Raw genomic sequence first — 20,244 nt, forward strand, 5'->3', positions numbered from 1 at the left:
CGTGCAAGAACAGGAAGGAACGTGAATGCTGGCTGCTGAACGACGCGGGCACCTGCTCGACCTGCTCGCCCGTACGGGAAAGATCTTGGCCAAGGATGTCGCCGCCGAACTGGGCATTTCCGAGGACAGCGTGCGGCGTGACCTTCGCGATCTCGCCGCCGAGGGGTTGTGCCAAAGGGTGTACGGTGGCGCGCTGCCCGCGTCTCCCGCAGTGGTGGACTACGACGCCCGGCAGGCGGTGGCCCCGGACGGCAAACGGAAGGTCGCCTCAGTGGCCGCCGCACTGGTGCGGCCGGGCGGCTCGGTGATCCTCGACGGTGGCACCACCGCCCTCGCTGTGGCGCGGGCGCTCCCGAAGGACCTCGCCTGCACGGTGATCACCCACAGTCCGACGATCGCCACCGCTCTGATCGACCACCCGCGGGCGGAGCTCTTCCTCCTCGGAGGGCGCGTCTTCAAGCACTCGGCGGTCACCTGCGGCGCCGCCGCGGTCGAGGCCGCGCAGAACGTCTCCGCCGACCTGTGCCTGCTCGGCGTCACCGGTGTCCATCCCGAGGCCGGACTGACCACGGGGGACGCCGAGGAGGCGGCGATGAAGCGTGCCCTGTCCGCGCGGGCCGCGGACACCTACATCCTCGCCTCCTGCGAGAAGATCGGCACGGCCTCGCCCTACCGCGTCCTGCCGTGGGAGAAGATCACCGGGCTGATCACCGACGCCGATCCCCACGACACGGTCATCGAGCAAGTCAAGACACTCGGCGTGGAGGTCCTCGCAGCCTGATGAGAGCCGAATCCGGGATCTCGGACCGGCAGGAGCGCCCTCTGAGGTGCTGGGCCCGTAGTGAATCGAACAATCTCCACGCGCAGTGCCTCCCGAAGTGGTGGACATCTGCTGTTCTGATGAACAGAGCCACCGTTGCGACCCCCTTCGCCCATGCCCTGGCTGGAGTTGAGGAGGGTGAGGGCAGGAATAGGCGTGCGTGGACGCTGCCGGGGATCGGGGCGCCCTCGCCGGGTTCCGCGCCGGGCGGAGCCGGCGCGCCAGGGCCGCCGGTGGTGCGGCGGCCAGGGAAGCGGTCGGCGGTTAGCGGGATTTTGCCGCCTGAGGCGTCCAGCCAGCGCGGGCACGGCCTAGTAGTTGCCTTCCATGCCCTTCTTCAACTGCGCCAACTCGGGTCCGCTGTCCTTGGCAGGCACCTTCCACCGAAAAGTGGCACCGTCGCCGTCGGTGTAGAGGATCGTGCCGCCTCGCTGCTTCTCGGTGAGGTCGAAGGCGATCGTGCGCCATTTGTAGGCGCCGGCAGGGATCGTGCCGCCCCCACTGAACCCGTTGGGCGTAATGGAGGAGGCGTCGTTCTCGCCCTCGGCGAGGGCCTGGCCGTCAGGGGCGATCCACTGCCAGCCGCCAAGCTCGATCGGCGCCGACTCCGCCGCCGACCCAGCAGGCGCACGATCCTTCACCGTGATGATCGCGAACGTGCCGTTGACGGACACGCTCCCCATCGTCTCCGCCTGATAGACCACCGTCGTTGGCGCCACCTCAAGCGCCTCGCCACCCGCACTCCCATCGGCGGGAGTCTGGGCGCCGACCGTCATGGCAGCCTTCCCGAACGCCAGCGTCTGCGTGCCCGCCCTACCGTCCCCACCCGTGTCGGCCTTGCCGGAGCAGTACTTCATCCAGTCGGCCTGGCTCAGCGACTGATCGGTGCAGTCGACCTCCTTGCTATTGCTGGACGCGGGACCGTCCATCAGGGCTCGGTCGATCAACAGGGATCCAAGGCCCTGCCGCTGCACGTCGGGCGTCAGTGAGATCTTCGAGATGACCCCTCGCTTACACGCATGGCAGACCTTCCGGACCAGTCGCGCCCAGTCGATCCCATCGCGGCTGTAGACCCGGATGTTCTGATGGCTGGCTGGGGTGGCCTCCGGCCAGTGGAGGAAGAAGCACCGGGTTCGCGGGTGCCGGATGCGGAGCCACCACCACTGGTCCTCGGTCATGCCTTCCGGAATCCGCATGTCGTCCCTTCGGTCTGCTGCATCAGAACGGGGCCTCGCCGCTGCCGACGATGCTCATCCCCGCGAGCTGGCGGGGGTGGCGGTCCAGTCGGAGGTGTCCGGTCGGATCAACGCCCCGGCGGAGGGGACCGGCCCACGGAGGCCGCCTGGGTCACCTCCCAGCTCATGGACGACCTCAGTACGCAAGTGAGCCTGGACGATCACTGGCACCACGCCCCTGTCGGCCTGAGGAAGCTACTCAACCAAACCCATGCGTACGGCACCGAACTTCCGCGGCCCGTGCTCGAGCACGCCCGATCACAATGGGCGGCGACGTGGCCGGTGCGGTTGGGCTGTTGTGGTCAGTTGGTGCGGCGGTCGATCTCGCTTTGCACGGTTGCGATGGCTGCGAGGGCTCCTGCGATGGCAGCTCCTTGCTGGCGGGAGAGGTCCAGCAGGTCGTCCACGAGGATGCGTTTGGCGCTGAGTTTGCGCCGGAAGTCCTCTGGGAGGGTGGTCTTCCTGTAGGCGTCGATGTAGACGACGACGGTGCCAAGGGGCAGTTCAGGGAAGCGGCGTTCGGCCTGCTTGATCCGGCTAAGGAGTTCGCTGAGGGTGGTCAGATCGGCCTTCTGCGCGGCGGTGCTGGCCAGCTTGTCGAGGATGACGACGGTTTCGTTGAGAAGGCCGTAGTCGGCCTGGAAGCGCTTGGCCTGCTTGGTGCGCTGGCTTTTACGCACGTGATCGATGGAGAAGTACGTGGTGACGGCCAGAGTGGCGAGGCCGACGACGGCCGGCCACGTCCAGGAGCGCGGCACCGGAATCGCCGCGTACACCCAACAGGAGATCACCGACGGCCTGAACAAGCTCGCGGCCAAGAAGGGCGGGAAGCGGATCACCCGTTCCACGGTGAACCGTGCGGTCCGGGCGCTGGTCGGCTACAAGTGGGTGGAACAAGCCGGAAACGGCATGATCCAGCTGCACGTTCGCCTGTGGTTCCACGGCAACAGCACCGCCCAGCACACCGTCCTCGATCAGATCGCCGCCCAGCACGATCGCGATCCGGAGGCCTTCCCCAACGCCATCGGACCCGAGGTGCACGAGGAAGAGCTGGACCTCGAGTTCACCCAACAGGGGTACTACAACAGAGGGAAGCGCACCGGGTGATACACGTCCACCAACTGTCCCGCTGTAGCCGACGAGGAAGGGATACCGATGCCTGAGGTCCTGTCTCCGCTCGTATCCGAGCGCATGTGGGCACTCCCGATCGCCGGATCCTCGGTGAAGTTCCTCAACTACCTGCTCTACCGATGGACAAGTTCACCGAGCGCCGCGAAGTCGTCGGATTCCGTACCTCCGTGATCTACCAGCACACCCACAACCAGGTGCTCGCACCCCTGACACCCTGACCCGCCGGGCACACTTCTTCATCATTTCCGGGAGCGCCTGAGCCAGATCCCCGGCGAGCGTGGCCGGCCCAACGCCGTGAGGGCGCCGGGAGTTGTGCCCAGATCAGGCAGAAACAAGGCGGGGCCGGCCCCTGCTCAAGGGTGCCTGACGGTTGCCACTGGGACGAGTGCGGTGCGGTCGAACGGGCCGCCGTGTGAGGCGGCGTACGCGACGGCGTCGTTGACGGCATCGAGGCCGAACGACTGGACGCGTTCGGGGGCGAGGTCCAGCGTGCCCGCGGTGAGGAGCCGGATGATGCCGACGTTCGCCGTGCGCGGGTACATCCACTGGCCGCGTACGGTGATCGAGTTGCGCATGATCCACCGGTACGGGAGCGCGAGGGCGTCGCCACCGAGCATGCCGACGCCGCCCATGAGGACGACGCGACCGTACTCCCGCACGGCCATGGCCGCCACACGCACCGCGGAGCTGGGTGCGCTCGGCGGGAGTAGATCGATCACCATGTCGATCGGGCCGTCGCCCGCCGCGGACATCGCCGCTCGGTCGACAGCCTCGTCCCCGGTCAGCGGCACCGGGCGCACACGTGGACCGAACCTGTCGGCGAGAAGGTCGAGCGCTGCCTGGTTGCGGCCCGGCGTGACCACGCGGCCCGCCCCCATCGCGAGCGCGACGGCGACCGCACTGCTGCCGAGGTTGCCGGTGGCCCCGCTGACGAGCAGCGTCTCACCAGCCGCGAGCCCGCCTGCCAGCAGCCCGCCGTAAGGGATGGTGTGCACACTGAGCGCGGCCCAGCGGGCCGGGTCGTCCCCTGCGGCGGCCGGCAGCGGGAAGACGTTCTCCGTCGGGACCCGCATGAGTTCGGCGAACGACCCGTCGTGCAAGTACCGGGCCAGCCGCGCGCCGCCCTCGCCACGGGAGCTCCAGCCCTGAAGCGCGATGTCGGGCGTCAGCGCGTCGTCCCGCGAACGCACCGTGGAATCGCACCACACCAGGTCCCCGGCGCGCAGCCGGGTGGCGTCCGGGCCGACGCGGACGATCCGTCCCACGCCGCCGACCCCGGGCACGACGGGAGGGGCCAGGGGATAGTTGCGTTCACCGCCGAAGACCTCGGCCGCGTACGGCGGGACGCAGGTGGCCAGTACCTCGACCACCACCTCACCGCCGCCGGCTTCAGGGTCGGGCATCTCCCGCACAGTGAGCGGGGCGCCGAACCGCGTCAATACTGCAGCTCGCATGCGGTGGTCTCCATGTTCGTCCAGGTCCGTCGGCATCGACACTAGGAGCCCCTGGGCCATGCGGGAAGCGATGATCTGGCATCTCTGGTATGCGTATACCGCATGGACATCTCCAGTACGAGTCTGCGGGTCCTGCAGCAGATCGCGGAATCCGGCAGCTTCACCGCGGCAGCCACCAGGCTCGGCTACACCCAGTCGGCGGTCTCGCGCCAGGCCGCCTCACTCGAACGGAGCGCGGGCACCACCCTGTTCGACCGCCGCCCCGACGGGGTGCGGCTCACCCCCGCGGGCCTGACCCTGCTGCGCCACGCCCGAACCATCCTGGACTGCCTCGCGGCGGCCGAGTCCGACCTCACCGGCACCGTCCCGGGGACCGAACTGGTGCGGCTCGGAGTGCTCCTGAGCGCGGGCGCCGTCATCCTGCCCGCCGCGCTCACCCGCCTCGCGGCAACCGACCCGCAGATCACGGTCACGACGACCGAGGGCACCACGCCCACCCTGACCCGGGCGCTGCGGGCGGGCTCGATCGACCTCGCCGTGCTGACGTCCCGTCCGCCCCACCGTCCCTTGGACAGCGAGTCGCCGCGCCTGCACGTCGAGACCGCCGTGGACACCGAACTGGTCCTGGCGACGTCTTCGGCGGGGAAGTTCGCCGGCCGCACCGCGGTGCATGTCGACGAACTGGTCGACGCCGCGTGGATCGCCACCCCGTCGTCGAACTCCGAGCCACTGCTCGGCGTCTGGCCAGGCCTGCCTGGACGGCCGCACATCGTCCACCGCGCACGCGACTGGCTGACCAAACTCCAACTGGTCGCGGGCGGCTTCGGAGTGACAACGGTGCCGACCCGGCTCTCGCCGGTGCTACCGCCCGGGGTGAGCCTGCTCAACGTCGAAGGCGCGCCTCCTGAGATCCGCCGTGTTCTCGTGGCGCGCCTGCCCGGCCGCCCCACCCCGCCGATCACAGCCGTCACCCGAGCGATCACCTCGACCGTCTGACACGTGCCGCCGGGGCGGTCGGGTCTGATCGGGCTGGGCCGGCGATCTGCGGCTGCGCTCCGGCGGCGGCCCGACGCACTCCGTAGACGGCCCCGGCAGCCACAGTTTGGTCCTGCCCGACGGCGAGATCTGGTGGGGAAATACGTCGTACACCCGGGCCGACGTCCCGGGCGCGGCCAGTGACACCGGCTGGGGCCCGAAGTTCTTCGAGTAGCCCAGCCATTGTGTCACCTGCGGGCGACGCGGCCCGTGCGTCACCGGTTCAGGGCGTCGTCCATCGACTGCTGCCAGAACGTGGTCTTCAGCGTGCTGTCGATGTACAGGCCCTTGACGGGCAGCGACGGGTGGGCGGCGGCGCCGACGCTCTCGTTGCCGGACCGGCCGTAGAAGTAGACCGCCAGGGTCCTCGCCGTGTAGCCGTTCGTGCCGCTGCCGTCCGCGGCGGACAGGTTCACCGAGGCGTAGCCGGACTCACCCGGGTCGAGCGTCACCACGGCCTGCGGGTGGGAGTCGTCGATGACCGGCGGCACCGCCTGGGCGCCGGTGAACTGCAGCGCCGGGTAGTTGTAGAGGTAGCAGGTCTTGCTGCCGGTGTTGGTGACGGTGAGCAGCATGTGGTTCACCGGGCGGTTCAGCGGGGCCGCGACGGTCTTGGTGTTGGAGCCCTCGCAGGTGACCGGCTTGCCGGAGGAGGCCGGAGCCTTGGCGGTGGTGTGCCGCGTCGTCGGCTTCGAGCCGCCGGAACCCCGCGTGCCCGGAGCTGCCGGGCGCCTTGGACGACGCGGGGTTCGCCACGGAGGGCGACGCGGACTGAATCGGGGCGGAGGCGCCGCCGGTGGGCACCGTGGATTGCGCGACGCCCATCCCCGTGTCCTCGGCGCGGGCGCCCGTTCCGTCGTCGCCGCATGCGGTCAGGGAGAGCGCGGCGATCGCGACGGTCGCGGCAGCGGCGGCGAGACGGATACCGGAGGTTCGGGTGCCGGACATTGCGTACCTCTTTCGCTGGTGACACTGGTGTGGTGCTTGGATGGCTGGATCTTGTTCGGTGATCCGTCCCAGCTGCCACGCCTGCCGGGCAGGGGGATACTGGAATGACGGAAACAGGCACTGACCAGGTTGAATACAGTGCTCCTGGAACGCCGGAACGGGACACGGGGGGACGCTGCGGGATGGAGGATCAGGTGGCAGGGGCGGCAGGGGCCGGGCCGGCCGAGGGGTTCGCGACGCTGCTGCGGGAGCTCAAGGACCGCTCGGGACTGAGTTACGGGACGCTCGCGAAGCGGCTGCACATGAGCGCGTCGACGCTGCACCGGTACTGCAACGGCACCGCGGTCCCGAACGACTACGCGCCGGTGGAGCGCCTCGCGCGGGTGTGCAAGGCGACGCCGCAGGAACTCGTGGAACTGCACCGCCGCTGGGTCCTGGCGGACGCGGCCCGCGCGGCGGCGTCGCAGGTGCGGCGCGAAGGCGGGGAGGGCCGGGCCGGTGAGGTCCTCGCGGCCCGCGAGCCGGAGGCGGCCGAGGCCGGCGAGGCGGCCGGGGCGCCCGGAGCCGACGTCCAGGATGCGCCGGACGTGCCGGACGAGCCGGTCGTCGTCAGCGTGCCGGGCGGGTCCGCCGCACCGCGTAGGCGCCGTACGGCGCTGGTCGCCTCCGCCGCCGCAGCCGTACTGGTGGCCGCGGTGCTCGCGGTGCATCCGCCGTGGGCCGGCGACGACGACGGGAGCGCGAACGGGAACCTGAGCGACGCGGCGGACCGGAAGGCGGGCGGAGCCTCCGCCTCGCAGGACACCCCCACGCCGGACACGTCTACCGCACCGACCCGCAGCGCGGGCGCAGGCACGGCCGGCGATCGGCAGGCAGTCGGAGCCTCCGCCACACCGAGCAGCCCCGCGCCGGACACGTCCGCCGCGCCGACTGCCGGCAGCGCCACGGTCCCGATCACCGTCCGCACCCGCCCCTACGTCTACGACAACCCATGCAGCCAGCACTTCCTCGTCGACAACGCGCCCGCGCAGATGGGGCCGCCCGCGAACGAGGAGAACGCCCCGCGCTGGGCCGCCTCGTACGGCGCGGTCTCCTCGGACGAGCAGCGCGTCGCCCTCACCGTCCAGGGCGCCGGCTCGCGGACCGTCGTCCTGGAAGCGCTGCACGTGACCATCGAGTCCAGGAACGCGCCGCTCGCCTGGAACGACTATGCGATGGGCGTCGGCTGCGGAGGCGGTGTCGAGACCAAGTCCTTCGACGTGGACCTGGACAGCGGCAGCCCCACCGTCACGGTCAAGAACGGCCAGCGCGCCTTCCCTTACAGCGTTAGCGAGTCCGATCCCGAGGTCTTCTACGTCACCGCCCACACCAAGGCGCACGACGTCCGCTGGGACCTCACCCTCGACTGGTCGAGCGGCAGCCGCCACGGCACCGTCCGCGTCGACAACGACGGCACCCCGTTCCGTACCAGCGCCGACGTCAACCGTCCCGGCTACGACTACCCCCTGGGCGGCAGCGACTGGATCCCCCGCACAAGCTGACCGCTCCGCGCGGGCGTCTGCATGCTGCATGCGGCCGCCTGACACCAGTGGGCCGGCGGACGGCCGCCGGCTCCCGGCGTGCTCATCGCCGGCTGCAGGACCCGTTGCGAAAATGCCGGTCACCGCCGCCGTGACGGCAAGGCGCCGGTGAACAGCAGGCCGAGCCCGAGCCGGCCTGTAGTGCGTACAGTGCGTACGCACTGGGACACGTGAGCGCCTGGTCCGGTCGCACCAGGGGAAGACGGCGGCGGAGACGATGCCCGGCCGGGCGCCGGAAGGAAGGGTTGGAGGCGTGCGGATCCCGCGCAGTCCTCCTTGGCCAGCGGTGTCTGGAGGGATCAGCAGGTGGTGGTCGTCGCCCGGCCGACTCCGCGCGGCCACGTGACGTCTGCCGTGCAGGATCTTCACCGCGACCCGGCCGCCGACGCCCTCCCGGACTTCCCCTTGGCCACCCGCGCCGAGCCATGCGTGAGCGTGTTGGTCGGCTGACTCCCCGTTCGCCCAAGGTCCGGGTCAGGGCGCCAGCACGACCCTGCCGAACACCACCCCCGCGTCCATCCGGCGGTGGGCCAGCGCTGCCTGGTCCAGAGGCAGCACCTCGTGCACGACCGTGCGAAGGTCGCCGTGCGCGGCATCGGCGAACTGGGACGACCGTACGGTCTGCCGGTCGGGGCCGGGCACGGTGTCAGAGCTGAATGTGGCGAACGACAACGACTTGCGGAAAACGTCCATCAGCCGCATGCCGAAGTTCGTCGGCGGCTGCCCACCGACCACACCGACAGCTACAAACCGCCCGTTGGGGTTCAGCTTGTCCAGGAAGAGGGGAAGCTGGGGGCCTCCCACGACGTCGATCACCACGTCGAAGCCCGCAGGTGCGTTCGGGCCGCTTTCGCCGGTGCGGTCGAGGACATGGGTGGCGCCCAGGTCTCGCAGGCGGGTGCCACGGTCCGCCGACGAGGTGGTGACCGCCACCGCGCTCGCGCCATGCCTGGCTGCGAGCTGGACCGCCGTGATCCCGATGCTGCCCGCCGCGCCGCGTACGAGCACCGTCTCTCCGGGCGTGAAGCGGGCCCGTTCCAGGGCGAAGTGGGCGACCACGCCGGAGCCGCCGAGGGTCACCGCGTCGGCGCCGGTCAGATCGTCGGGCAGTGCGAGGACGTCCTCGACCGCGGCGACGGCCTGCTCGGCGTACCCGCCGGACAGGCCGGTGGACGCCCACACCCGCCGCCCGATCCACGAGGCGTCCACGCCCTCTCCGACCGCGGCGACTCTTCCCGCGACCTCGCTGCCGAGGAGATGGCCCTCCCGGAAGCCGTAGGCGGCCAGCGTTCCCCGGCGGATCACGGCGTCCACGCCGCCCACCCCGATCGCCTCCGTGGCGATCCGCACCTGTCCCGGGGCAGGAACAGGCGCGGGCACATCGACGACCTCCAGGCCATCGGGGTCGCCGAACGTCCTGATCACGACGGCTTTCACTTCTGCTCCTTGGGTCGGTTGAGGGACGGTCCGCAGCTGCTGCGGACCGTGGACGTCGAGCCCGCCCCCAGAGCCGGGCATCGCCGGGGAAGTGCCGGGGCGGAGCGGCAGCACCGCCATCGGACCGTAACGGACGCCCCCGTCCGTTTGGCTAAAGTGAGAAACGATGACCAACCAATTGCCTCAGACCGTGCGCTCCGACGCCCGCGACAACCGGGCCCGTATCCTGGACGCTGCCCGCGCGGTGTTCGGCGAAGAGGGCCTGAGTGCGCCCATGCGCGAGGTCGCCCGCCATGCGGGCGTCGGCCCCGCCACGCTGTACCGGCACTTTCCGACCAAGCAGGCACTGATCGTGGAGACCTTCGCCGAGCAGCGGCGGGCCTGCCGGGCCGCCGTCCGCGAGGCCCTTGCGGACTCGGACCCGTGGCACGGATTCCGGAGCCTGGTCGAGCGGATCTGCGAACTCCACGCGCAGAGCCGGGGATTCGCCGACGCCTTCATGACGGCCTTCCCCGAGGCCATGGACTTCGCCGCCGACCGGGAGCAGACTTTGCGCGCGGTCGGCGAACTGGCTCGCCGTGCCCAGAAGACCGGCCAGCTGCGCCCCGAATTCGTCATCGACGACCTGATCCTCATGCTCATGGCCCACCGGGGCCTCCAGGACACGCCGCGTGCCGCCCGGGTCACGACCTCCCGCCGCTTCGCCGCCTACGTGATCGAGGCGTTCCGCGCCGCACCAGAGGTGGGAGCGCCTACGCCGCTGCCGCCGGCACCACGCCTGCAGCTCGCCCACTCGCCCAGCACGTTGTAGATCCGTCACCTGGAGGTTCGTCGATCCTCGCCAGACAAACAGCCCTGTCGGGTCCATGCCGCAGCCAGGTGGGAAGGGGCTCACTGGCAGCGCGGTCGTGGGATGTGGTGCCGTCGGATAAGGCGGCCGGTCGCTGTGGGCAGGCGAGAGGGACCTGCCGGGAGCGTCCGCCTCGGTGACATCACCGTCTTGCCCATCCCCATCGGCTCCATCGAGCTGGGCGGCGTGGCACGGTCAGCCGCGGGGGTGCGGCAGGCTCTGACGCACCTGCACCACACCCAGCCCACTTACCGCCGCTCGGCAGCGCGTCGGATTGGGCCTCGGCGTGCTGACGAAGGTGGTGTAAGCGGGTTGCCGATCACGCACACGCGCCGTTGTCGAGGCCCACCGGCGCGGCTCGGGCCGTCCTCGGTTGCTGCCCGAACAGCGGTTTCCGGTGCTGTAGGGAGGATCACGCCGCCGCGGGGTACTCGGTCCATTCCCGGATGGGCGAGTCGGGAGCGAACCGGGTCTTGGGCCTGGTCCTGGCGTTGCGCCGGCGGACGTAGGCGGCGATAGCGGCGTTCTGCTCGCTGTGGCTGCGGTGGTCGGTGCCGTTGAGGGCGAAGTAGCGCAGGGCGGCGAACTCGGACTCGATCCAGTTCAGCCAGGATCCGTAGGTCGGCAGGAAGACCAGCTCGATGTCGTGCGCCGCTGCCCACGCCCGGACGTTGGGGTGCTTGTGCGGGGAGAAGTTGTCCAGCACGACGTACAGCTTCTCCCCGGGCCAGCGGGCCCCCAGGGCCTTGAGCAGGCCGAGGAACTCGCGCCAGCGTCTGCGGATGCGGTAGTAGATCTTGCCGGTGGCCAGATCGAGGGCGGCAAGCATGTGCATGACGCCGTTGTACCGGTTGTAGGTCGCCCGCAGCCGGCGCGGTGAACGGACAGGTCCCCACGCCTTGCCCTTGCGGGGCATCAGGTTCAGCGGGCCGAACTCGTCCACGCAGACGACGCGCCCGTCGTCCGGCGGGGTGTCGTAGAGGGCCAGAATCCGGTGCATCTTGGTGATGAAGTCGGGGTCGTTGGAGGACTTCCAGGTGGTCGTCGTCTTCCAGGTGACCTTGCCCTCGTGCAGTATCCGCCGCAGCGTCTCGCGGCTGAGCGTGGGGACCACCTTCTGCTTGACCAGGTGTTCGGCCAGTTTGGCCAGGCTCCAGGTCGAGTAGCCGGCCAGTCCCCAGTCGGTGGGGGACGTCCGGGCGATCAGGCAGATGTGCTCCCGCACCCGGTTACTGATCGCCCTGGGGCGTCCCCCGCTCCATTTTGGGTCCAGTGCGTCGAACCCCCGCTCGATGAAGGCGTGGATCACATCACGCACGTAGTCGGCGCTGACCTGCATCAACGCGGTGATGTCCGGCACCGACTGGCCCTGTGCGGACATCATCACCACGATCGCCCGCCGCAGCCTCACCGGATCCTTCGCGGTCCGGCTGATCCGCTGCAGCCGCCTTCCCTCCTCCAGACTGACCTGCCGGACGAACACCTCCGGACGACGCCCCACGACTACCTCCATGATCACAGCCTGGAGGCAGCCTGCCGCTTCAAAAGCGACAGATCAATTAACCGGCCGACCAATCGTGACGGGCCACTAGCTTGACGATCACCAACTGCTGCCGCAACCAATGAACAAACCGCCGGGCACAGCCGCCCAGCCGTTCATTGATGTCCTGATCGAGCTGGTCCAGGCGCAGGCCGGCACCACCGGCTTCATCGGCCTGCACACGTGGGTGGGGATCCTGGAGCGGCACTTCCCGCCAGAGCTCCCCGACCCCGACCACACCACCGAGTAGACCGACCACGGCACCGACCACGCTGCCGCCAACCCTGGCCATGACTCCGACCACGGCTGGTCAGCGGGTTGGTTTCGTAGACGAGAGTGGGCAACGTTTATCGACGGTTTCGGGCAGCACTTAGCGATCACAGGGCTCAAGAATGTCGATGAGAACTGGCAACGCCCTGCGTCGTCCGGTGATTGCCCGTCGGGCCAGTGGCAGTTGAGCACAGCCGCTCGAGGTCGTACACCTTGATCGTTTTTTGGGCGGCGCCTAGGACTTGTCCGCCCGATCATGTGACTGTCTGACTGTTGGCTCGTTGTGTCAGGCATGGGGCGGGGTGACTTGACGGATGGCGAGTGGGAACGGCTGCGGCCGTTCCTTCCGGTCAGCAACGGGCGTTGTGGCCGGTGGCGGGATCACCGGCAGGTGATCGACGGGATCCTGCACCGGGTGCGGACCGGGGTGCAGTGGCCGGGATCTGCCCGAGCGGTTCGGTCCGTGGAAGACGGTTTATGAACGCCACCGGCTGTGGTCGGCCGACGGCACCGGGGAGTGTCTGCTGCAGCAGGTCCAGTCCGCGGCCGACGCGGCCGGTGAGATCGACTGGGACATCGCGGTGGACTCCACCGTCGTGCGTGCGCACCAGCATGCGGCCGGTGCTCGCACCGATCCGCCGCCGGCCTCCGGCTCAAAGGGGGCAGAAGTCCCAGAACACCAGGCCGAGACGCCGTGGCAGAGCCTGCTCGCCCGCCTGGTGGAGGTGGTGCAGGAGGTGAGGGCCTGGGCCGCTCGCGCGGCGGGTTCACCAGCAAGCTCCACCTGAGCGCCGACGGGTGCTGCCGACCGCTGTCCCTGGTCGTCACCGGCGGCCAGCGCGCGGACTGCACCCAGTTCGAGGCCGTTCTGGAGAAGATTCGTGTCCCCCGCGGCGGGCCGGGCAGGCCCCGCACCAAGCCCGACAGCCTCGCCGCGGACAAGGCCTACAGCAACGGCCCGCGCCGCCGGTACCTGCGCCGCAGGGGCATCCGGCACACCATCCCGGAGAAGACCGACAGCCAGGCCGCCCGCCGGCGCAAAGGTTCGCGCGGCGGACGGCCACCCGGCTTCGACGAAGAGCGGTACAAGAAGCGCAACACCGTCGAGCGGGCGATCAACAGGCTCAAGCAAGCCAGGGCCGTGGCCACCCGCTACGACAAACGCAGATACGTCTTTCTCGGCACCGCCACCGTCGCAGCCCTCGTCATCTGGCTCCGCACATGATCGGGCGAACAAGTCCTAGCCGCTGCAGGCCCGCCCGAGACGCGGTGTCCACGTCGAGTGCATTCGAGTGCCCCCTTCCTCGGCCGGGTGGGTAGCCTCTCGGGGTGGCCAACGAGGACGTTCTGCAGGATGACGCTCATCGGCAGGTCGTGCGGATCGGCGACACGGTCCGCAGACCCGTGCAGCCGTGGACTGAGACGGTCCACGCGCTTCTGCGCCATCTCGAAGCGGTGGGTTTCCATTGCGCTCCGAGGGTCTTGGGGTTCGACGAGGAGGGCCGCGAAGTTCTGACCTATATCGACGGCGATTCAGGGCCGTTGGGCTGGGACAGAGTCGTGGAGGACGAGGGCTTGACCGCCTTCGCCCGGCTACTGCGCGACTACCACGACGCGACCACGGACTTCCGTCCGCCGGACGGGGCCGCCTGGGCAACCGGTCCGGCAGTGCCGGCCGCAGGTCACGTGATCTGCCATGGCGATTTCGGCCCGTGGAACGTGGTCTGGCAGGGATGCCGGCCTGTGGGGATCATCGACTTCGACTTTGCCCGCCCAGCGGCACGTCTGCACGATGTGGCCTACGCGCTGCAGTACATCGCCCCCTTCCGCGACGACGCCGAGAGCATCCGATGGCTGCACTTCCCGCAGCCGCCCGACCGCCGGCACCGCTTGCAGCGGTTCTGCTCCGCCTACGGCTTGTCCTCCACCGAGGGCATCGTCGAGGCCGTCATCGACAGGCAACGGGAGAACATCGATCACGTACGCCGACTGGCCGCCGACGGGCACCAGCCCCAGGCCACCTGGGTAGCTGACGGCTATCTGCAGGAACTCCAGCGCAAGGTGGCCTGGAGCCAGTCGCACCGGCAGCTGTTCCAGTAGCAGCTCGCTGCCGTCCAGCGCGGCGGCATACGCGAACGGACCACCGGCACGGCTGTCCCGCCGGGCGGGCCGGTCCGGGCGTGGGTTGGTGTCCGTCAGATTCGCCGACGGCGGTGCGCCGTCCTGCTGTGCGGTCTTCCCGCGAGGGGCTGAGGTGCGCGACGAGGCGTGACGGCGGGATTCGCTCGGAGACGCTCCTGGAAGGACTTCACCGCGGTGGCCACCAGGTACGACAAGCGTGCCTATGTTCACCTCGGCACCGTCACTGCCGCGGCCCTCAGGATCTGGCTCCGCTCGTGATCGCCAGGACACTGCCTAGTACTGCAACGGTCTTTGCCGTGACTGCTGGCCAACTCGGTCGTTGGTGTGGTTATGGGTGGGGATCTTGCTGATGTCAGGTTGTGGGCGGGTGAACTGGGTGCTCTGCATGAGCGGTTCGTGCACCGTTTCAACCGGGAGGAGCCGCGTCAGTCGGCGCTGGCTTACATGCGTGGGCTGGTTGCGCCGCTGCAGCGCAAGAACGGCTGGACGCTGGCGGAGGAGGCCGGGCACGCGGGGCCCGATCGCATCCACCGGCTGCTGAACCGGATCGAGTGGGACGCCGACGAGGTCCTGGACGACGTGCGCGGCTATGTGGTGGAACACCTCGGAGACCGGGACGCCGTCCTGATCGTCGATGACACCGGGTTTCTGAAGAAGGGCGTCCGTTCGGCTGGGGTGCAAAGGCAGTACTCCGGGACCGCCGGCCGCACGGAGAACTGCCAGATCGGGGTGTTCCTCGCCTACGCCTCCGGCCACGGACGCACGCTGATCGACCGACGGTTGTATCTGCCCACGTCCTGGACGGACGACCGGGACCGCTGCCGCAGGGCGGGCATCGACGACACGGTCGGCTTCGCCACGAAGGTGGCCATGGTCAAGGCGATGGTCCGCCGGGCCATCGCCGACAAGATCCCGTTCAGCTGGGTCACGGCGGACGCCGCCTACGGCTACAGCAAGGGCTGGCGGTTCGAGCTGGAGCAGGCCGATGTCTTCCACGTCATGGCCACCACCCGGCACGACACCGTCGTCACCCGCTGGTCCATCGACCACCCCGTCCACGACCTGTTCCCCGGCCTGCCGCGGCAGAAATGGAGACGCCGTTCCTGCGGCGAGGGAGCCCACGGCCGGCGGATCTTCGACTGGGCCCGCGTCGAGGTGCGGCCCTGGCAGCGCGAGGACCGCCGACACTGGGTCCTTGCCCGCCGCAGCGTGAGCAGGCCCGAGGAGATCTCCTACTACATCGCCTACTGTCCCGCCGACACGACGCTGGACGAGCTGATCCGCATCGCGGGCAGCCGCTGGGCAGTCGAGGAATGCTTCCAGAACGCCAAACAGGAATGCGGCCTGGACGACTACCAGGTCCGCCGCTACCCCGGCTGGCACCGCCACATGACCCTGGCCATGGCCGCCCACGCCTGCCTGACCGTCCTGCGGGCCCGAGAGCTGGACACGGACAAAGCAGAAACGGATCCTCCCAGCTCATCCACCTCAGCCTCGCCGAAATCCGACGCCTGATCACCCGCCTCACCAACCGCCGACCAGCACCGGTTGACCACATCCTGCACTGGTCAACCTGGCGCCGACGACGCCAGCACCAAGCCCGCATCAGCCACTACAAACGACGCGGACACAGCCCCTGAACACTGCCCAGCAATCAGAACAAGCACCGTTGCAGTACTAGGCTCCCATGCCATGGAGATGGGGGATCCGGGCCGCGGTCGCAGGCCGTGGCGCGACCGGCTGGTCAAGCATCGTGCGGTCGCAGCCCTGCTGGCCGGGACAGCGGGGCTGGCCGTTCTGGGCGCGGTGCTCGTCGTTCTACCGGGTGTGGTGGTCGACCACGATCTTGCCGGGGCGAGCGTCGCCGCGCAGGACCGGCTGAAAGCGGTGAACGACGTCCGTACGACACTTCTGCAGGCCGTGGGCGGCATGGTCGTGCTGTTCGGCGCGTTCGCCACGTGGCGGCAACTGCGCGTCAGCCAGGACGGGTTGCGCGCCACCCAGGAGGGCTATATCACCGACCGGTTCAGCACAGCCGTCGATCAGCTCGGCAGTGACAAGCTGGAAACACGCATCGGCGGACTCCACGCACTGTGGCGGATCGCGGAGCACTCCGCCCGTGACCGCGAGGCCGTCGTCTCCATCCAGGCCGCTTACCTGCGTACACACCTGCCGTGGCCGCCCGCCGGACCGGAAGCTCCAGCGACGGACGTGCCTATCAACGACGTTGTGCCGCTGGAGGTCCGCGCCGCCGACGCCCAGGTGGCGTTGACCGGGCTCGGCGTGTTGTTGCTGCAGCCTCGGCAGCAGTCCTGGGTCAACCTCAGCGTCACGGACCTGCGCCGGGCCGACTGCGACGGACTGTGGCTGCATGAGGTCAACCTCGACCGGTCTTGTATGGAGGCGGCGGGCCTGTACCACGCCAACCTGACGCAGGCGTCTCTCGTCTCGGTCAACCTGCGGCACGCCGACCTCAAGACGGCGATCCTGCGCCGGGCCCGCTGCGTTCTGGCCGACGTGCGGGGCGCCCGGCTGGTCGAAACGGACTTGCGAGACGCGGACTTCACCGAGGCCGACCTGCGCGAGGCGAACCTGCGCAAGGCCGACGCCAGCGGCGCTGTCTTCCGCCGCGCCGACCTGCGCCTCGCCGACTTGCGTGGCTCCGACTTGAGCACAGCCGACCTGCTGCAGGCACGTCTGACCGGCGCGCTGGCCAGCGAGCACACTCGCTGGCCAGCCGGTTTCGACCACGCGGCCGCCGGCGTCGTTGTTACCGAGGATCCCGGCCCCGAACCTCCGCCACTGCTCCAGCCCCAGGGATAACGACGCAGCACCCGCCCCTGCGGTCCATGCCGTGACCGAAGGGCCCGCTGCGCGCGGGAAGACCTGGCCGACTAACTCCTCCTCTGTGGGGTCCGTGGTCAGCTCGTGGCAGCGTCCTGCCCGGCGGCCCGGGCCCTGGTGCTGGCGAGTCGGTAGGACTCGGTGCCGGTCTCGATGATGTTGCCGCCGAAGGTGAGCCGGTCGAAGATCCGCTTGACGGTGTGCCGCTGCTTGCGCGGGGCGTCCAGGTCAACCCGCAGCATCTGGTCGATCAACGGCTTGTACGCATCCAGCCGTGTCCCCCGGGGCCGCGGCCTCTTCCGGGGCTCCGGCCACACCGACTCCAACGCCGCTTTGACCGTGCGGAATCCGACACCGTGCTCGCGCATCAAGGCCCGGTAGGACGTCCCCGCCCGGGCATCACGGCGGATCGCCGCATACAGATCGACCTTGGACTTCGGTGGCGCCATCGCACCCTCATCCCGCAGAGCACCCCCAGGCTCCCACCGCAAGGCCCCGGGTGTTGCCAGAACTCAGATACATCGCCCCTTGTCGAAACCGGGCGTTCCCCGCTCTGAGCGACAAGCGGTGTCAGCTCCCACGTACAAACTCCCACGTACAAACCAGTACTCGTGCTTTCGTTCAGATACGCTCCTCCGCCCACACCGGCCGAATACGACCGCTTGGTGCGGGAGGCATCCAAGGCCTCGCAGCAACTCAAGCCTGACCAGCATGGTGTGTCCCGGGTACTCCTTGACCAGTTCGCCGAGCCGGTCGGTGCCAAGGGCGAGCGCCTGGTCAGCAGCCTCAACCGCGCGTACATGAAGTCCAAGCCGACGAAGCTGGGCCCGGCGGGCTGCGGGAAGTTCCGGCGCTTCGTGCGTTACGCCTCCGACTCCAGTAACGCTCGGAGGGGGGTTTGTTGGTGTGCCGAGTGCTTGCTGACCTGGGGTGTTGTGGGTTTGCTGAGAGGTCGAGTGGGCGGTTGGGTCGGGGTGGGCGGGGGTCTGAGCTGGGGTTATGTGTTCTGTGTGGAGTGTGGCGGGGTGGATTGTAGGTAGTCCTAGCGTGTAAAGGCTCGTTTGGTGTTTGTGCTGGTCAGTGCTGTTTTGCCTGTTCGGTGGGTGGGGGTTAGCGGCTGCGGGTGGGGCGGTGGTGGGTTTCGGCGAGGTGGTCGAGTTGTACCGCGTCGAGGGCAGCTTTGGTGATGCGTTCGGTGCCGTCATGGATGGCGGTGATGGCTGCTTGGCGGATAAGCCTTGTGAGGGATCCGATGCGGCCGGCGGTGCGGTGGTGGAGGTAGGGGGCGTGCCGGGGGAGGGTGCCGGGTTTGTGGTGGTGGAGGTCGAGGGCGTTCTCGATGTCGGTGATGACGTCGCGGAACGGCTGGCGGGTGCCGTGGCGGGCGGGGAGGGGACCGCAGGTGATGAGGGTGGCGCGGCCGGCGAGCTGGGCGCCGCGGGTGCCGCTGAACAGGGGTGTGTCGGTGACGTTGATGCCGGCGTACACGAAGGTCGCGGGCAGGCGTTCGGTGAGGTCTTTGAGCAGGTCGGCGGCCTGGGCGCCGGTGGTGGTGCGGGGGTTGAGGCGGTGGATCTCGTCGATGAGGACGAGTTGGACGCCCGCTTGGGTGTAGGTGTGGCAGACGGCGTCGGTGATCTGGGTCTGGGTCATGCGGGTGGTGGTGGGGATGCCGAGGTAGCGGGCGAATTCGGTGATGAGGGTTTTCGCGGTGGCGCCGGGCGGGACCAGGACGTACGCCACGGGTGCCGTGGAGTGGGATGATCCGGGCGATGCGGGGTTTTTGCGGGTGTGGGCGAGGTGGCAGGTGCGGCCGACGTTGAGCAGGGCGGTGGTTTTCCCGGCTGCGGCGGGTCCGGTGACGATCAGCGAGGGCCGTGCGGTGGTCTGCTGGTGGCGGCCGAGGACCATAAGGGTGCGGACCTGGGTGGCGAGCTGGCTGATGGCGGGGGTGCGGATGGTGACGAACGCGGAGTGGTAGGCGAGGCGTTCGTCGCGGCTGTGGGGCGCCTCGCCGGGCTGGGGCGGGGCGGGCGGCTCGGTGGTGGCGAAGCGCTGCCAGCCCTGCCAGGTGGTCAGGGGCCAGGACGGCTCGGCCGTGTTGCCGCTGCCCGCGTCGGCGGGTGCGCTGCGCGGTTGGTGAGCTGCGGGATGGGGGCGGGTGTTCACCACTTGTCGGCTTCCTCGTATGCGTCGTAGAGCCCGAATCCGGCGGCCGCGGCGGGGCGGGTGTCGTCCTCGGGAAGGTCGTCGAGGTCGTCGATGCTGTCGTCCTCGCCGTGCTGCGCCGGCTCGCCGGTGGCGGGGCCGGCGCCGTATTGCGGGTGCCGTGCGGCGGGAACCGGCAGTGTGGTGGCGCGGGCCAGGAGGGCTTGTTCGGTGGTGGTGGCGTGGCCGCTGTGGACACGGCGCATGAGCTGGTCGAGGGCGTCGGCCAGGCCGGCCTCATGCTGCTGGCTGTCGTCGTGGTTGTTGCGGTGGACGTGGGCGCGGATGTGCTGCCAGGTGCGGTCGTTGAACGGCTGGTGGACGTGGTCGCGGTGGATCCAGGGGATTTCGGTGAGGTCGCCGTCGGTGAGGCGGATCCAGATCTGGCGGACGTCGTGGGGGTTGTAGTGGATCTCCCATTTCCCGCCGCGGCCAGCGACGGGGGAGGCCTGGCCGCGGTACGGGGCGAGGAGATCGTGGTCGTAGGTGCGGTGGTGGATGGTGATGCCGGCGGGGGTGATGGCCTGCCAGCGCACAGGCAGCAGTTCGAGGTAGTCGCGGCCGGTGAGCGGGACGGGAACGTGTCCGGCGACGGCGACGAGCGCGGCCCACATCTGGTTCGGTGTGAGGGCTTTGCGGGGCATCATCGGGTGGCGCAGGCCTTCGTGGGGGCGGTGGTGGTAGTGCACCAGCCACTCATCGAGGAGGTCCTGCAGTTGGGCGACGCTGTAGCAGGCGTCTTTCTCGGTG

Annotated in this window: 16 protein-coding genes and 4 pseudogenes; 11 read left to right on the forward strand and 9 right to left on the reverse strand. The window is 69.5% G+C overall.

All coding sequences use genetic code 11. From position 1 onward, the window contains the following. Positions 1–25: 25 nt before the first annotated feature. A complete protein-coding gene (locus ACIRP7_RS40990) occupies positions 26–781 on the forward strand; it encodes a DeoR/GlpR family DNA-binding transcription regulator (RefSeq protein WP_403670682.1) in 756 nt (251 codons plus the stop codon). A gap of 350 nt (positions 782–1,131) precedes the next feature. Here the strand turns inward: ACIRP7_RS40990 and ACIRP7_RS40995 are convergent, their stop codons facing one another. After that, positions 1,132–1,998, reverse strand: coding sequence for a hypothetical protein (locus ACIRP7_RS40995; protein WP_403670685.1), 867 nt, complete (start codon positions 1,996–1,998; stop codon positions 1,132–1,134). Positions 1,999–2,357: 359 nt separating this feature from the next. Next, a complete protein-coding gene (locus ACIRP7_RS41000; RefSeq protein ID WP_403670688.1) occupies positions 2,358–2,735 on the reverse strand; it encodes a hypothetical protein in 378 nt (125 codons plus the stop codon). A 7-nt stretch (positions 2,736–2,742) separates the two neighbouring features. Between ACIRP7_RS41000 and ACIRP7_RS41005 the strand changes: the two genes are divergently transcribed. Continuing rightward, positions 2,743–3,162 (forward strand): hypothetical protein, encoded by a 420-nt coding sequence (locus tag ACIRP7_RS41005; RefSeq protein ID WP_403670691.1) that lies wholly within the window; start codon positions 2,743–2,745, stop codon positions 3,160–3,162. Between the two features lie 377 nt (positions 3,163–3,539). Here the strand turns inward: ACIRP7_RS41005 and ACIRP7_RS41010 are convergent, their stop codons facing one another. Beyond that, positions 3,540–4,640, reverse strand: coding sequence for an alcohol dehydrogenase catalytic domain-containing protein (locus ACIRP7_RS41010; RefSeq protein WP_403670694.1), 1,101 nt, complete (start codon positions 4,638–4,640; stop codon positions 3,540–3,542). 102 nt (positions 4,641–4,742) lie between these two features. Here ACIRP7_RS41010 and ACIRP7_RS41015 point away from each other — a divergent pair, with 102 nt between their 5' ends. Further along, on the forward strand, positions 4,743–5,636 hold the full coding sequence (locus tag ACIRP7_RS41015; RefSeq protein WP_403670697.1) for a LysR family transcriptional regulator: 894 nt from the start codon (positions 4,743–4,745) through the stop codon (positions 5,634–5,636). Positions 5,637–5,890: 254 nt separating this feature from the next. On the opposite strand, the pseudogene ACIRP7_RS41020 reads toward ACIRP7_RS41015, so the two are convergent. After that, positions 5,891–6,623 (reverse strand): annotated as a pseudogene (locus tag ACIRP7_RS41020) (DUF4232 domain-containing protein). Positions 6,624–6,817: 194 nt separating this feature from the next. Here ACIRP7_RS41020 and ACIRP7_RS41025 point away from each other — a divergent pair. After that, positions 6,818–8,164 carry a helix-turn-helix domain-containing protein gene (locus ACIRP7_RS41025; protein WP_403670700.1) on the forward strand — a complete coding sequence of 449 codons (1,347 nt, stop codon included), beginning with the start codon at positions 6,818–6,820 and terminating at the stop codon, positions 8,162–8,164. A 513-nt stretch (positions 8,165–8,677) separates the two neighbouring features. Here ACIRP7_RS41025 and ACIRP7_RS41030 read toward each other — a convergent pair. Then, a complete protein-coding gene (locus tag ACIRP7_RS41030) occupies positions 8,678–9,640 on the reverse strand; it encodes a zinc-dependent alcohol dehydrogenase family protein (protein WP_403670703.1) in 963 nt (320 codons plus the stop codon). A 166-nt stretch (positions 9,641–9,806) separates the two neighbouring features. Between ACIRP7_RS41030 and ACIRP7_RS41035 the strand changes: the two genes are divergently transcribed. After that, complete coding sequence (locus ACIRP7_RS41035) at positions 9,807–10,451, forward strand: TetR/AcrR family transcriptional regulator (protein ID WP_403670706.1); 645 nt, start codon at positions 9,807–9,809, stop codon at positions 10,449–10,451. 451 nt (positions 10,452–10,902) lie between these two features. Here the strand turns inward: ACIRP7_RS41035 and ACIRP7_RS41040 are convergent, their stop codons facing one another. After that, complete coding sequence (locus ACIRP7_RS41040; protein WP_403670709.1) at positions 10,903–12,003, reverse strand: IS630 family transposase; 1,101 nt, start codon at positions 12,001–12,003, stop codon at positions 10,903–10,905. Between the two features lie 109 nt (positions 12,004–12,112). Here ACIRP7_RS41040 and ACIRP7_RS41045 point away from each other — a divergent pair, with 109 nt between their 5' ends. The 6 genes and pseudogenes from ACIRP7_RS41045 (at position 12,113) to ACIRP7_RS41070 (ending at position 17,265) form a co-directional block, all read left to right on the forward strand. Next, positions 12,113–12,280, forward strand: coding sequence for a hypothetical protein (locus tag ACIRP7_RS41045; RefSeq protein ID WP_403670712.1), 168 nt, complete (start codon positions 12,113–12,115; stop codon positions 12,278–12,280). A 312-nt stretch (positions 12,281–12,592) separates the two neighbouring features. Continuing rightward, a pseudogene (locus ACIRP7_RS41050) lies at positions 12,593–13,525 on the forward strand (IS5 family transposase). Between the two features lie 104 nt (positions 13,526–13,629). Next, positions 13,630–14,400: an aminoglycoside phosphotransferase family protein gene (locus ACIRP7_RS41055; protein ID WP_403670714.1), complete on the forward strand. Its 771-nt coding sequence runs from the start codon at positions 13,630–13,632 to the stop codon at positions 14,398–14,400. 201 nt (positions 14,401–14,601) lie between these two features. Further along, positions 14,602–14,700 (forward strand): annotated as a pseudogene (locus ACIRP7_RS41060) (IS5/IS1182 family transposase); the annotation flags it as partial. 72 nt (positions 14,701–14,772) lie between these two features. Next, on the forward strand, positions 14,773–15,957 hold the full coding sequence (locus ACIRP7_RS41065; RefSeq protein WP_403670717.1) for an IS701 family transposase: 1,185 nt from the start codon (positions 14,773–14,775) through the stop codon (positions 15,955–15,957). Positions 15,958–16,134: 177 nt separating this feature from the next. After that, a complete protein-coding gene (locus ACIRP7_RS41070) occupies positions 16,135–17,265 on the forward strand; it encodes a pentapeptide repeat-containing protein (protein ID WP_403670720.1) in 1,131 nt (376 codons plus the stop codon). A 98-nt stretch (positions 17,266–17,363) separates the two neighbouring features. On the opposite strand, the pseudogene ACIRP7_RS41075 reads toward ACIRP7_RS41070, so the two are convergent. From ACIRP7_RS41075 to ACIRP7_RS41085, 3 genes and pseudogenes are all read right to left on the reverse strand, one after another. Further along, positions 17,364–17,474 (reverse strand): annotated as a pseudogene (locus ACIRP7_RS41075) (AAA family ATPase); the annotation flags it as partial. A 922-nt stretch (positions 17,475–18,396) separates the two neighbouring features. Continuing rightward, positions 18,397–19,365, reverse strand: a complete 969-nt coding sequence (locus ACIRP7_RS41080) for a TniB family NTP-binding protein (RefSeq protein WP_403670760.1) — start codon at positions 19,363–19,365, stop codon at positions 18,397–18,399. Positions 19,366–19,451: 86 nt separating this feature from the next. Next, positions 19,452–20,183, reverse strand: coding sequence for a Mu transposase C-terminal domain-containing protein (locus ACIRP7_RS41085; RefSeq protein ID WP_403670723.1), 732 nt, complete (start codon positions 20,181–20,183; stop codon positions 19,452–19,454). Between the last annotated feature and the right edge of the window lie 61 nt (positions 20,184–20,244).

This window comes from Streptomyces sp. NPDC102270 (assembly GCF_044766405.1).
Lineage (GTDB): Bacteria > Actinomycetota > Actinomycetes > Streptomycetales > Streptomycetaceae > Streptomyces.

Coding starts and splice junctions, on each gene's coding strand:
- ACIRP7_RS41045 (WP_403670712.1), top strand. CDS start 12,113: ATGAACAAACCGCCGGGCACAGCCGCCCAGCCGTTCATTGATGTCCTG.
- ACIRP7_RS41065 (WP_403670717.1), top strand. CDS start 14,773: ATGGGTGGGGATCTTGCTGATGTCAGGTTGTGGGCGGGTGAACTGGGT.
- ACIRP7_RS41010 (WP_403670694.1), bottom strand. CDS start 4,640: ATGCGAGCTGCAGTATTGACGCGGTTCGGCGCCCCGCTCACTGTGCGG.
- ACIRP7_RS41015 (WP_403670697.1), top strand. CDS start 4,743: ATGGACATCTCCAGTACGAGTCTGCGGGTCCTGCAGCAGATCGCGGAA.
- ACIRP7_RS41040 (WP_403670709.1), bottom strand. CDS start 12,003: ATGGAGGTAGTCGTGGGGCGTCGTCCGGAGGTGTTCGTCCGGCAGGTC.
- ACIRP7_RS40990 (WP_403670682.1), top strand. CDS start 26: ATGCTGGCTGCTGAACGACGCGGGCACCTGCTCGACCTGCTCGCCCGT.
- ACIRP7_RS41005 (WP_403670691.1), top strand. CDS start 2,743: ATGGAGAAGTACGTGGTGACGGCCAGAGTGGCGAGGCCGACGACGGCC.
- ACIRP7_RS41070 (WP_403670720.1), top strand. CDS start 16,135: ATGGAGATGGGGGATCCGGGCCGCGGTCGCAGGCCGTGGCGCGACCGG.
- ACIRP7_RS41035 (WP_403670706.1), top strand. CDS start 9,807: ATGACCAACCAATTGCCTCAGACCGTGCGCTCCGACGCCCGCGACAAC.
- ACIRP7_RS40995 (WP_403670685.1), bottom strand. CDS start 1,998: ATGACCGAGGACCAGTGGTGGTGGCTCCGCATCCGGCACCCGCGAACC.